The organism is Cobetia sp. UIB-001, assembly GCF_044789135.1.
Taxonomy (GTDB): Bacteria; Pseudomonadota; Gammaproteobacteria; order Pseudomonadales; family Halomonadaceae; genus Cobetia; species Cobetia amphilecti.
On record NZ_CP058244.1, the window covers coordinates 3,648,517 to 3,660,704 of the forward strand.

Sequence of the window (12,188 nt, forward strand, 5' to 3'; positions counted from 1 at the left end):
CATTTCAAGGAGGCCTGGACGTGAGCGATCAACTCCGCCTTCACGGGTTCAACAACCTCACCAGTTCGTTGAGCTTCAATATCTACGACATCTGCTACGCGCAGACCGAAGAGCAGCGCACGGCGTATATCGATTATATCGATGAGCTCTACAATGCCGAGCGTCTTACCCAGATCCTCAAGGATGTCACCAACATCATCGGTGCCCACGTGCTGAACATCGCACGCCAGGACTATGAGCCGCATGGTGCCAGCGTGACCATCCTGATCGCCGAGCACGAGCTGGAAGAGCAGGACGTGTCCCAGACCGCGCCGGGCCCGGGCCCGCTGCCGGAAACGGTCGTCGGCCATCTGGACAAGTCTCACGTCACGGTGCACACCTATCCCGAGTCCCACCCGGACAACGGCATCAGCACCTTCCGTCTCGATATCGATGTCTCGACCTGTGGCATGATCAGCCCGCTGAAGGCGCTGAACTATCTGATCCACAGCTTCGATTCCGATATCGTGACCATGGACTACCGCGTGCGTGGCTTCACGCGCGACGTGGATGGCAAGAAGCTGTTCATAGATCACGACATCACTTCCATCCAGGATTACCTGGCGGAAGACACCAAGCGTGCCTACCAGATGGTCGATGTGAACGTGTATCAAGAGAACATGTTCCACACCAAGATGCTGCTCAAGGACTTCGAGCTGGACAACTACCTCTTCGGCACCTCGCGTCGCGAGCTGACCTTCGAGGAAGCCACCAACATCGAAGGCCGTCTGCGTCGTGAAATGCTCGAGATCTTCTACTCGCGCAACTTCGACTGATCATCGCCTGCGTCATGCACGGCAGTCGCAGCGCCTGTGTCTGCTTGCCTGAGGCCTGATGACAGTTCGAAAAAAGCCCCTGATACCTCACGGTATCAGGGGCTTTTTGTTGCCTGCCGGCTCAGCGATCGCCGACGGGGCCCTCCTTGTCTGGCGGAGCGGCATCCCCCAGGCGCTGTTCCATCTCCTCATTCACCTGACGATGCAGCGCCTCGCGGTGGCGTTCGCGCTCAGCCAGCGACTCGCCCCGCTCCTGCGCGACCTGATCCAGCCGTTCACGCAGCTCGCGCACTTCCGTCGTCAGCTCGCTGATCTGATGATAGAGCGCCCGCGTCATGTCGCGCTGGGCACGCGCCGCCCGGGCCTCCTGCTCGCTGTCATCCTCGATGAAGATCGAGCTGATATAGGCGGCGAAACTCCCGAACAGCCCCACGCCCCCGACCATCAGCAGCACCGCCACCACGCGACCGAGCGTCGTGATGGGATAGTAGTCGCCATAACCGACGGTGGTCACCGTCACCACCGCCCACCACAGCGCCTCCTCGGCGGTATTGATGGGGCTGTCGGGATTGGGTGTCTCCACCATCAGCATGGTCAGGGCGCCGAACACCACCAGCAGCACCGTAGCGGTGGCCGCCGAGGCGAAGACCCCCTCGGCCCGGTTGCGGAACAGCAGCTTCCAGATCATTTCCATCGACTTGATGGCGCGCAACACCCGCAGCACCTGCACCACGCGAAACAGCCTCGCGCCCTGGAAGAGCCCCGCCGGGATACAGGCCAGCAGGTCGATCCAGCCCCACTTCATGTACTCACGCTTGCTCTTGGCACTGGCGAAGCGCTTGCAGAAATCGATGAAGAAGAACAGGCAGACCACGTAGTCCATGTATTCCAGCAACCGCTGGACCTGCGGTGACAACACAAAGACGAGGTCCACCACCATGGCGCCGATCACATAGATCGACAGCACCAGGATGAACAGCTGAAAGGGCGTGACGCGTTCCTGCATCCGAAGACTCTCCGTGAATGGGGCTCTGGAAAGCCTACCCCATCCTCGTCGCCCTGACAGTGTGCAGCCACCGCTGGCGTGCGCCCGGGCACTCATCTGTCCGGTGGTTCATGGATTTCTGGCCTCATACACCCGCGCTCATCAAGCCTTGTTGCGCGACTCCTCGTCACTCGGGGGCTGGAAGGTGGACTGCTCGCTGATGTCCTCCCCACTGATGCGATTCAAAAGCTTGCGCAACTTGTGACGCTGCCTGCGTGATGACAGGCGATTGGAATCCCAGCGCTCCGGTACCAGCGCACATTCTCCATTGGCATCGTGCAGGCGGAAGGCACGCTCGACGCCGATCGGATGGTCCTCACTGCCGTAGATGCCGATGATGCGCAGTGTCAGGCGCTGGAATTCCAGCTGCTCATTGCTGGGCCAGTGACCGTCGAGCGAGATGCCATTGCGACGCGCCATGCGCTCGATGACTTCAGAGAAAGTCCCGATATGCAGGAAGTCGCCCGAGCCCAGCGGCCCCTGACGCGTGGTATCGGAGATACGCCATTCACTGCTGCTGGATGCCTCCTGCGCGGCCTGTTCGCTCTCACCGTCCTGCGCATCCTTGCGCTGCTCGTCCCCTTCCTGATAGCTGCGTTCGAACTCGGTGACATCCATCAGCAGGCTGCCATGACTGGTATCCAGACGGGCGATGATGTGCTCGATGAAGATCGATTCGGCACTCATGTTGCTGACGATGCACAGACTGTCGATACCCTTGGACTTGCCGCGATTGATCAGCACTCGCGGGCGACGCTGGCGACGGAAGTTGTGATACAGCAGCTGCGCGTAGACCAGCCAGATGAAGAACGAGCCGATACTGGCAATCGCCGAGATGGTTTTCGAGTGATTCGCAATCCACTCCATCATGCTGACCTCCCCTGTCAACGTTGTCTGGTGCACCCTTTCTTGGGGACAGCGACAGGGGATTGCGAGCATTGATTTGGCGTTAAACTCCCTCGTGACTGACCTGATCCTCGCCCAGCAGTGACTGCCAGAGGGTGATGACCCGCTCACGGTGGGCGGCAATCACCGGGTGCTGCTCCAGCCGCATCAGGCTGCCGTGCTTCTCCAGCGCCAGGCGATGACTGACATCGCGATAGGCCAGATAGGCCTCGCGCAGCTCACCGGCCTGCTCGCCCGGCAGCCGTCCGCAGGACTCGAGGGTTTCCAGCAGTCGCATGTTGTCGCTCCACTCGAGCAGAGCAGGCACCTGATGACTCAGCGCCAGCACGCAGTACTGGGCGAGAAACTCGATGTCGACGATGCCGCCGGCGTCCTGCTTGAGATGGAACTGGCCGGCCTCGCGGTCCTTGGCGCTGCTGCCCAGGTGATCACGCATCTTGTGGCGCATGGCGATCACCTCCTGGCGCAGCGCCTTCTCGTCCCGCTGCTGACCGAGCACCTCACGGCGCACCTCCTCGAAGGCCAGCGCCAGCGCCGGGTCTCCCGCCACGGCCCGCGCGCGCACCAGCGCCTGATGCTCCCAGGTCCAGGCTTGCGTGAGCTGATAGTCCCGGAAGGCCGCCAGACTCGAGACCAGCAGCCCCGAATTGCCCGACGGGCGCAGGCGCATGTCGACCTCGTAGAGCGCACCGGCCGGCGTCACCGCCGTCAGCAGGTGGATGATGCGCTGCCCCAGACGCGTGAAGAACAGCGGGTTGTCCAGCGGCCGCGGGCCATCCGTCTGGCCCTTGCTGGCCGCATCATGCAGGAAGACGAGATCCAGGTCCGAGCCATAGCCCAGCTCGATGCCACCCAGCTTGCCGTAGCCGACGATCACGAAGCTGCCACTCAGGCTGTCGCCGGTGATCGGCTGGCCATCGCGCCCGATGGGGAAGCCATGCTTGCGGGTCAGGGTCTTCCACGCCATCGCCAGCACCTGTTCCAGCACCACCTCGGCGATGAAGGTCAGATAGTCGCTGACCTTCATCAGCGGGCGGGCACCGGCGATATCGGAGGCCGCCACGTGCAGCACCTGGGCATGACGGAACACCCGCAAGGCCTCGAGCAGCGCCTCTTCATCATCTTCGGGAATGCGCGACAGCGCGGTGCGCAGCTCATCGGCGAGGCGCGTCTTGTCGGCGGGTGAGTACAGATTGTGCGGGTGCAGCAGCTCGTCGAGCAGCACCGGATAGCGCGCCAGCTGCTCGGCGATCCACGGGCTGGCCGCACACAGGCGCATCAACTGCGCCAGCGCATCCGGATTCTCGCGCAGCAGCGCCAGATAGGCCGTCCGCCGCAATACCGCCTCGATCAGCGGCAAGACGCGCTCCAGCACTCGGCTGGCATCGTGCTCGCCGGGCTTCTCGGGGTCGCCCGCCGCCGAGCCCAGCGCCTGCAGCAATGGCGGCATCAGTGCATCGAGACGATCAAAGCCGATGCGCTGCATGCCCTGCACCGCACGTGACCGCCGCAGGCTGTCGAGGCGCCGGAAACTCTCGGCTGCACTCTCGAAGCCACTCTCGGCGAGCAGTGCCTCGCCCTCCTCCGCCGTCAGCTCGCTGCGCCACAGTGCTCGCCACTCATCCAGCGCCTGCTGGCCTTCGCCCTGCTCGGCCTCGTCGTCTTCCGGCGCGGCGATCACGTTGTCGAAATGATGGCGGATGCGCGTACGCACCTCTTCCAGGCGCGCGGTGAGCGCCTCCCAGTCGGGCAGCTTCATGGCCAGCGCGAGGCGCTCGCGGCCCAGCGGGTCCAGCGGCAATGTCTGGGTCTGGCGGTCGGCCTGGGCCTGCAGAGCGTGTTCAAGATCGCGCAGGAAGACGTAGTCCGGCACCAGCTCATCTACCACCGCCTGCGGCAGCAATCCCAGGGCTGGCAGGCGCGCAAAGGCCTGCTTGAGCGAGGTGACCTGCAATTCCGACTCACGCCCGCCCCGAATCAGCTGGAAGGCCTGGGCGACGAACTCCACCTCGCGAATGCCGCCGGAGCCGAGCTTGATGTTGTCGGACAGCCCGCGCCGCTTGACCTCGCGATTGATCATCGCCTTCATCTCGCGCAGCGACTCGATGGCACCGAAATCCAGATACTTGCGATAGACGAAGGGCCGCAGGTGCGCGATCAGTCGCTCGCCGGCAGCCACGCTGCCCGCCACCGGGCGCGCCTTGAGCATCGCGTAACGCTCCCATTCGCGCCCCTGATCCTGATAGTAGCTGGCCAGCATCGAGAAACTGCCGACCAGTGGCCCGCCGTCCCCCAGCGGACGCAGCCGCATGTCGACGCGAAACACGAAGCCATCGGCGGTCATCGCGTCCAGCGCGGCAATCAGCTTCTGGCCGAGACGCGTGAAATATTCTTGATGATCCAATGACTTGCGACCGCCCGATGTCTCGCCCTTGTCGGGGAAGGCGAAGATCAGGTCGATATCGGAGGAGAGGTTGAGCTCGCCGGCGCCCAGCTTGCCCATACCGAGCACCACCAGCCGCTGCGGCTCGCCGAAGCGGTCCGGCGCGGGGCGGCCGTAACGCGGCTCAAGCGAGGCTTCCAGCCAGCCAAGCGCGCCCTCGAGAGTGACTTCGGCGAGGTGCGAGACTGCCGCCGCGGTCTGCCACATGTCGGCGCCGTTGAGGTCGCGCCACACGATGCCCAGCATGCGCAGCTGGCGGAAACGCCGCAGCACCTGCTGCATCGCCTTCTCATCATCGGCACTGGCGAGGCCGGCGGCGAGGCGCTCAGTGAGCTGCGCAACCGGCAAGGCGCGCTCCAGCTCGCCGCTCTCGAGCAGCTCGGACAGCAGTTCAGGGCGGCGGCACAGCGTCTCCAGCGCGAAGTCGGACAGCGTGATAAGACGTCCCAGCTGGCTGCGCTGACGCTCATCGAGGGCCAGAAAGGCCGCAAGCGGAGAGCTGTCATCGCCACGCATCTCGCTGAGGTTTTCAGCCTGGGTCAGGCTCTCTTCGAGGCGCTCCCGGGCGGCGCACAAGGCGCTCTCGAGCGTGGCACGGCTGTCAGCCGACTGCTCGGCCAGCAGCGATGACGGCGCAAGGAAATCAGCGGGTAACAATGGGCGGGACTGCGCGGGGGATGGCTGGGGCATGGTCGTCTCCTTCGATCCAGCCCTCAGCATAACGGAGGCCGCAGGCACATGACACGGCCCTGTCCGCTGCCCCTTACATCGATGAGACCGGGGCGAAGACGCTCAGCCGAACAGCTTGTCGTAGAGCAAGGTGCCCCAGGTCAGCCCGGCGAAGATCAGGCTGATCATCACCGCCGCCGAGCCCATGTCCTTGGCGCGCCCGGACAGTTCATGGAATTCCGGGCCGATGCGGTCAATCGCGGATTCCACCGCCGAGTTGAGCAGTTCGACCATCAGCACGATCAGCGTGGAGCCGACCAGCAGCAGCCACTCGACATGCGAGTCGCCGATCCACCAGGCAAACGGCAGCAGCAAGGCGCACAGCACGATCTCCTGGCGGAAGGCCTCTTCGTTGCTCCAGGCGGCCTTGAGGCCCTTGAGCGAGTAACGCGCGGAATGCTTGAGGTGGGTCAAGCCGGTATGCCGTGATTTCATCTTCGGGTCTCGTACAGAAGCAGCACGGAGGCTGCAAAGGCCGATCTTTCAATCGGACGACGTCTGCCAGCAACACGCCTCGGGAGAGCTCGCAGCACACCGGCCAGCGACAGCGCAGCGCTGCCTGCGCGATTTTCACGACCAAAGGCTACCCGAGACCTCATCGACGGGCGTGCTCTAATACCGCCAGGCGCTCGATGACGGCGGCGATGATAGCAAAGCACGCGCTGAAGCGGCATTGCCGATCCCGTCCTCCAACAACAACAAATCAACGCCGGGAACTGCCCATGCCTTCGCTATCACACGACACACGCCAGACGCTCAGCCGCGGACTGGCGCGCAACTTCCTCGGCCAGTCGCCACGCTGGTACAAGCAGTTGATGTGCCTGTTTCTGATCACCAATCCGCTGCTGCTGTGGTTCAGCGGTCCGCAAGGTGGCGTGATCGTCGGCTGGCTGCTGCTGGGGGAATTCATCTTCACGCTGGCGATGGCGCTCAAGTGCTATCCCCTCCAGCCGGGCGGTCTGCTGGCGCTGGAGGCCGTCGTCATCGGCATGGCCTCGCCGGAGGCCATCATGCAGGAGATGGAGCGCAACCTGCCGGTGATCCTGCTGCTGATGTTCATGGTGGCCGGCATCTACTTCATGAAGCCGCTGCTGCTGTATGCCTTCACCAAGATCATCCTCGGCGTGCGCTCCAAGACCTGGCTGTCGCTGATGTTCTGTCTCTCCAGCGCCCTGCTGTCCGCCTTCCTCGACGCCTTGACGGTGACGGCGGTGATCATCGGCATCGCGGTGGGCTTCTACTCCGTCTATCACAAGGTGGCCTCGGGCAAGCATTTCGATACCCAGCATGACCATGCCAACGATGTCAGCGTCGAGGCCGTGCACAGTGAAGACCTCGAGGATTTCCGCGGCTTTCTGCGCTCGCTGCTGATGCATGGCGCGGTGGGAACCGCGCTGGGAGGCGTCAGCACCATGATCGGCGAGCCGCAGAATCTGGTGATCGCCAAGGCCGCCGAATGGGACTTCATCGACTTCTTCCTCGCCATGGCGCCGGTCACCGTGCCGACCTTCTTCGCCGGCCTCGCCCTGTGCGTGCTGCTGGAGCGTGGCCGCTGGTTCGGCTACGGCCAGCGCCTTCCCGCCAGCGTACGACGCATTCTCGAGGATTATGACCATCACCAGGATTCACGGCGCACGCCGCGGGAACGCGCCGCGCTGATCGTGCAGGCCGTGGTGGCCGTGCTGCTGGTCCTGGCGCTGGCACTGCACATGGCAGAAGTCGGGCTGATCGGGCTGGCGGTGATCATCCTGCTGACCGCCGGCAATGGCATCACCGATGAGCATCAGATCGGCCGCGCCTTCCAGGAATCGCTGCCCTTCACCTCGCTGCTGGTGGTGTTCTTCACCATCGTCGCGGTCATCCACGAGCAGCATCTGTTCCAGCCGTTCATCCAGTGGGTACTGAGTCTGCCCATCGAGGAACAGGCCGGCGCGCTGTTTCTGGCCAACGGCCTGCTCTCGGCCATCTCGGACAATGTCTTCGTGGCCACGGTGTACATCACCCAGGTCAAGAACGAGTTCGTGGCCGGCAATATCAGCCGCGAGCACTTCCATGCGCTGGCGGTCGCGGTGAACACCGGCACCAACCTGCCCAGCGTTGCGACTCCCAATGGCCAGGCGGCGTTCCTCTTTCTGCTCACTTCCGCCATCGCGCCACTGGTCAGGCTCTCCTACGGGCGCATGGTGTGGATGGCGCTGCCCTACACGGTGCTGATGACGCTGGTCGGGCTGGCCACCGTGCGCAGCTTCATCTAGCCAGCACCTCCTGTTACCGGGGCCAGCCGCACCTCCGGCTGGCCCCGGTTGCGTCAGTCTCATCCCAATGTCGATATCGCGAGGCTTCCCCACAGCGTCGCTTGCAGGCACTGTGAGATGACGCGTCTCGATCAGACGCCGTGACACCTTCAAGCAGGAAGACCGCCAACACCCGCGCCATCCACAAGGAGACAGCCATGTCCCGCGCACTGATGCTGCACGAAGAGACACCTCGCGCCCGAGTCGTCGACCTTTCCGATGATCAGCTACCTGACCTGCCTGTCACGGTGGCCATCGAGCGTTCCGGACTCAACTACAAGGACGCGTTGGCCATCACCGGCCGTGGCAAGATCGTTCGCGAGCTGCCCTTCGTGCCGGGCATCGATTTCGCGGGACGCGTCGAAGCCTCCGACTCGCCGGACTATCAGCCGGGCGATGAGGTCCTCCTGACCGGCTGGGGCGTGGGCGAGCGCCATTGGGGCGGCCTGGCCGAGCGCATGAGCGTCAAGCCCGAGTGGCTGGTCAAGCGCCCCGCCAATCTGAGCGCCGAGCAGGCCATGGCCTTCGGCACCGCCGGCCTGACCGCCATGCTGTGCGTGATGCGTCTCGAGGAGGCCGGCCTGACACCCGAACAGGGCCCGGTGGTCGTCACCGGCGCCACCGGTGGGGTCGGCAGCTGGGCCGTGCAGATGCTGGCCGGGCAAGGCTTCGAGGTTCACGCGGTCAGCGGCAAGGCCGAGCAGCGCGAATGGCTCGAGTCACTGGGCGCGAGTGAAGTCCATCTGCGCAGTGATTTCGAGGACAAGGGCCGTCCGCTGGAAAAGAGCCGCTGGGCAGGCGCCGTGGATACCGCCGGTGGCCAGGTACTGGCCAATCTGCTGGCGCAGATGAATTACGATGGCAAGGTGGCGGCCGTGGGCCTCGCGGCGGGCGCCGACCTGCCCACCAGCGTTATGCCGTTCATCCTGCGCGGTGTCTCGTTGCTGGGCGTCGATAGCGTCATGATCAACGCCGAACGCCGTCAAAAGGTCTGGCAGCGTCTGGCCGACCTGCCGGACGAGATGCACGCCCAGATGCAGCTCGAGACGGTCGGCCTGGAAGGCCTCGCCGAACGCGCCGAGGCGATGATCGACGGACGCGTCAGCGGTCGTGTGCTGCTCGATCCGACGCGCTGAAGACACTCGACGCACGACCCGCGACGGAAAATTTGCCCTCGCAGCGCCAAAAACGCTTCAAGTCCTTGATTGTTGCGGTGCAATAGCGATTTTGGCGTTAGCCAACGCCGTCACACAACGCTATGCTCTTGTTATCTCGTTGCGCCCTGTCGAGCGTCCCGAGTGCCCTCCCCTCAGCCATGCCGGGCGTGTGGAGGACCACCCCGCCTTCGGGCGGGGTTTTTTGTGTCTGTCACTCAGGCCATGAACACGAAAGCCCCGCCGATTGGCGGGGCTTTCGTGTTCATGCGCTCGCGATCAGGAGCTCAGTTGCGCTCGATCATCGCGGTCAGGTCCTCGGCGACCGGATCCAGCACCTGCGGCCAGGACAGATAAGGCACCGCCGCCCGGCCGTTGACCATCACCGCGAAGGCGCCCCAGCGGCCACTTTGCGTGCGGAAGTATCCCGAGATGGCGCGCACCGGCACCGGGTTGTTGAGCGTGCCCGTCTTGACCATCACGTGATTGCGGAAGGTCTCGCTGCCACGGCGGATGAAGCGCATCGGACCATTGACCGGTGCCTGCAGGCCCGCCACGAAGGTGGGGAACAGCGCCGGGCGGTGATACATGCTGTCGAGCAACGCCACCAGCCCACTGACGCTGGTGCGGTTCTGGGAGGTCAGGCCGCTGCCGGAATACATCGTCAGCGGGCCGTGACCGGGAATCGCGCTGGCGAAGGTCTCGAGCTTGGCGCCGCCCTGGCGCAAGGTGGCCTGACTGCCGCCGACCAGCGCCAGCGTCAGCTGGTCCGCCATGAAGTTGTTGGAGTAGTTGAGCATGCGCGTCAGCAACTCCTGCATCGGCTTGCCTTCGACGCTACCGAGCTGCGCGGCGCTGGAGGGCGGCGCCGTCGAGGTGATGTCCACCCCGCCGGTCACCGTGATCCCGGCGCGCGCCAGGATGTCGCGCATCAGCTCACCGGTGTACAGCGCAGGATTGGAGACGGCGCGGTAGATGCTGCGCGGCTGGCTGTCGGCGGCGATGGTGCCGGTGACGACCAGCGTATCGCGACCGTTGCTGGTGGTGCGGCGGGCATTGATGGCGCTCTTGCCCCCCGCGCCGACCGTGGTGACCTGGTTGTCGAAGATCTCGGTGGGCTGGGTGGTGTCGCAGCTGGCCAGTCGCGCCGGCGCCTGACTGCCCGCCCCCGGCATCACCTTCACGCACCAGCTGGCATAGTTGCTGGCCGCGGACGACAGCAGCGCATCATAGGCATTGCTGGAACGCCGCGAGGCATTGCAGCGATCGGTACTGATACAGGGCACCGGTCCGAAACGCCACTGACTGATCAGCAGGCGCCCTTCGACGCGGCGGATGCCCCGAAAGCGCAGCTCCTCGGTCAGACGCCACAGTTCTTCACTGGTCAGCGCCGGGTCGCCGCTGCCCTCGAGCACCAGGTCACCGGTCAAGACGCCGCCGCTGATCGTGCCCGTGCTGCGCAGACGCGTGGAGAAACGGTACTGCGGGCCGAAACGGTCCAGCGCCGCACCGGCGATATAGAGCTTGGACAGCGAAGCCGGCGTCAGTTGCTGGTCGGGATTGACCGAAGCCAGCGTCTCGCCGGTATCGAGCATGCGCGCCTGGGCACTGACGATGAAGCCCTTGTCAGTCAGTCGCGTCAGGTTGTCAAAGCCCGCCGCCTGCGCCGGGCCCGCCACGACAAGCGTCGCTCCGGCCGCCATGGCCAGTCGGCGCAGCGAGCGCGTGAAACGCAGCGACTTGCCCGCTGCTACGGGGCGCGCCGCCTTCAGCAAGGGCAACAGGGGAGACAGTCGGGAGGGGCGCGCAGAGGTCGGTGCAGTGCGAAATAGGGGCATGAGGCATCCAGTGACGTCGTCGGTGAGCATCCATGTCACAGCCGGGAGGCGCCGTGATGCCCCTAGCTTAATGAGGACTGGCGCTGGAAAACAGATGCAGGACGGCGACACCGCCCACGATCATCGCCAGCCCCAGGATGGCCGGCAGGTCCGGCATCTCGCGATAGACCACCGCACCGAACACGGTGACCAGCACGATGCCGAGCCCGGACCACACCGCATAGGTCACGCCCAGCGGCAGATCACGCAGTACCAGCGTCAGAAAATAGAAGGCGATGCCGTAGCCCACCACCACGATCACGCTGGGGCCGAGTCGCGAAAAGGACTCGGAGGCCTTGAGCGCGCTGGTCGCGATGACCTCCGCCAATATGGCCACTGCCAGGAAGACATAACTCATCGAATCACCTCGTATTGTGGGGGGCCAGCTGCTGCTCACGCGCGGCCTTGCGCGCCAGCAGACGACTCATCACGGCATCGAACAGCGGATTGAAGATCATGGCCCAGACCAGGAAGAAGGCAACGAAGCCCAGATCCAGCAGCAATGCCTGCCACAGCCCCAGGTCGAGCCAGGCGGCCACGATGAAGACGGTCACCAGTACCAGGCCGAGCTCGAAGCCGAGTGCCTGAGCGATGCGCTGGCTCGCGCTGCGCTGGCGGGTCGGCACCCAGCGATCGAACATCCAATTCCAGACCGTACTCCAGATCACCGCCAGTGTGGACATCACCACCGCCAGGCTGCCCATGCTCGCCAGGTCATGCCCCGTGACCAGTGCCGACAGCGGCGCCACGAGCAGGATGCCGCCCAATTCCAGCAATCCTGCCTGGGCCAGACGTTCTTTCTTGGAACGCATGTCATACCTCCTCTCGATCACCGCGTGTGATGCCGGATAGGCTGAACGACGCGGATGGAGGAGGCATTCTAGAGAGATACAAGATGGTTTAAAGTTGGTATCCATCTATTATT

At 64.3% G+C, this 12,188-nt stretch carries 10 protein-coding genes; 3 read left to right on the forward strand and 7 right to left on the reverse strand.

All coding sequences use genetic code 11. The features are described from left to right. Nucleotides 1-20: 20 nt before the first annotated feature. Nucleotides 21-815 (forward strand): adenosylmethionine decarboxylase, encoded by a 795-nt coding sequence (gene speD / locus HA399_RS15060; RefSeq protein ID WP_043334620.1) that lies wholly within the window; start codon nucleotides 21-23, stop codon nucleotides 813-815. Between the two features lie 121 nt (nucleotides 816-936). Here the strand turns inward: speD and HA399_RS15065 are convergent, their stop codons facing one another. The 4 genes from HA399_RS15065 to HA399_RS15080 all read right to left on the reverse strand — a co-directional run bounded on the left by HA399_RS15065 (nucleotide 937) and on the right by HA399_RS15080 (nucleotide 6,373). Continuing rightward, nucleotides 937-1,821 (reverse strand): ion transporter, encoded by an 885-nt coding sequence (locus HA399_RS15065; RefSeq protein WP_213113630.1) that lies wholly within the window; start codon nucleotides 1,819-1,821, stop codon nucleotides 937-939. 141 nt (nucleotides 1,822-1,962) lie between these two features. Beyond that, nucleotides 1,963-2,730, reverse strand: coding sequence for a hypothetical protein (locus HA399_RS15070; protein WP_404325413.1), 768 nt, complete (start codon nucleotides 2,728-2,730; stop codon nucleotides 1,963-1,965). Between the two features lie 79 nt (nucleotides 2,731-2,809). Beyond that, nucleotides 2,810-5,899, reverse strand: a complete 3,090-nt coding sequence (glnE, locus tag HA399_RS15075; RefSeq protein ID WP_404325414.1) for a bifunctional [glutamate--ammonia ligase]-adenylyl-L-tyrosine phosphorylase/[glutamate--ammonia-ligase] adenylyltransferase — start codon at nucleotides 5,897-5,899, stop codon at nucleotides 2,810-2,812. Between the two features lie 102 nt (nucleotides 5,900-6,001). Continuing rightward, entirely contained in the window at nucleotides 6,002-6,373 is a 372-nt protein-coding gene (locus HA399_RS15080) for a diacylglycerol kinase (RefSeq protein ID WP_043334615.1), read from the reverse strand. Nucleotides 6,374-6,660: 287 nt separating this feature from the next. Here HA399_RS15080 and nhaB point away from each other — a divergent pair, with 287 nt between their 5' ends. Together nhaB and HA399_RS15090 are read left to right on the forward strand one after the other, a co-directional pair. Next, on the forward strand, nucleotides 6,661-8,193 hold the full coding sequence (gene nhaB, locus HA399_RS15085) for a sodium/proton antiporter NhaB (RefSeq protein ID WP_043334613.1): 1,533 nt from the start codon (nucleotides 6,661-6,663) through the stop codon (nucleotides 8,191-8,193). A 197-nt stretch (nucleotides 8,194-8,390) separates the two neighbouring features. Beyond that, the gene (locus tag HA399_RS15090) at nucleotides 8,391-9,368 is read left to right on the forward strand and encodes an MDR family oxidoreductase (RefSeq protein ID WP_404325415.1); all 978 of its coding nucleotides are present in this window, start codon (nucleotides 8,391-8,393) and stop codon (nucleotides 9,366-9,368) included. Between the two features lie 305 nt (nucleotides 9,369-9,673). Here the strand turns inward: HA399_RS15090 and dacB are convergent, their stop codons facing one another. The 3 genes from dacB to HA399_RS15105 all read right to left on the reverse strand — a co-directional run bounded on the left by dacB (nucleotide 9,674) and on the right by HA399_RS15105 (nucleotide 12,075). Continuing rightward, complete coding sequence (dacB, locus tag HA399_RS15095; protein ID WP_234368091.1) at nucleotides 9,674-11,224, reverse strand: D-alanyl-D-alanine carboxypeptidase/D-alanyl-D-alanine-endopeptidase; 1,551 nt, start codon at nucleotides 11,222-11,224, stop codon at nucleotides 9,674-9,676. Nucleotides 11,225-11,291: 67 nt separating this feature from the next. After that, on the reverse strand, nucleotides 11,292-11,621 hold the full coding sequence (locus tag HA399_RS15100; RefSeq protein ID WP_043334608.1) for a multidrug efflux SMR transporter: 330 nt from the start codon (nucleotides 11,619-11,621) through the stop codon (nucleotides 11,292-11,294). Nucleotides 11,622-11,625: 4 nt separating this feature from the next. Then, nucleotides 11,626-12,075, reverse strand: a complete 450-nt coding sequence (locus HA399_RS15105; protein WP_043334606.1) for a PACE efflux transporter — start codon at nucleotides 12,073-12,075, stop codon at nucleotides 11,626-11,628. Nucleotides 12,076-12,188: the final 113 nt, after the last annotated feature.

What these genes read in the sequence shown, in the direction of transcription:
- glnE (WP_404325414.1), bottom strand. Translation starts at nt 5,899, where the DNA reads ATGCCCCAGCCATCCCCCGCGCAGTCCCGCCCATTGTTACCCGCTGAT.
- HA399_RS15070 (WP_404325413.1), bottom strand. Translation starts at nt 2,730, where the DNA reads ATGATGGAGTGGATTGCGAATCACTCGAAAACCATCTCGGCGATTGCC.
- HA399_RS15065 (WP_213113630.1), bottom strand. Translation starts at nt 1,821, where the DNA reads ATGCAGGAACGCGTCACGCCCTTTCAGCTGTTCATCCTGGTGCTGTCG.
- HA399_RS15100 (WP_043334608.1), bottom strand. Translation starts at nt 11,621, where the DNA reads ATGAGTTATGTCTTCCTGGCAGTGGCCATATTGGCGGAGGTCATCGCG.
- HA399_RS15090 (WP_404325415.1), top strand. Translation starts at nt 8,391, where the DNA reads ATGTCCCGCGCACTGATGCTGCACGAAGAGACACCTCGCGCCCGAGTC.
- nhaB (WP_043334613.1), top strand. Translation starts at nt 6,661, where the DNA reads ATGCCTTCGCTATCACACGACACACGCCAGACGCTCAGCCGCGGACTG.
- dacB (WP_234368091.1), bottom strand. Translation starts at nt 11,224, where the DNA reads ATGCCCCTATTTCGCACTGCACCGACCTCTGCGCGCCCCTCCCGACTG.
- HA399_RS15080 (WP_043334615.1), bottom strand. Translation starts at nt 6,373, where the DNA reads ATGAAATCACGGCATACCGGCTTGACCCACCTCAAGCATTCCGCGCGT.
- HA399_RS15105 (WP_043334606.1), bottom strand. Translation starts at nt 12,075, where the DNA reads ATGCGTTCCAAGAAAGAACGTCTGGCCCAGGCAGGATTGCTGGAATTG.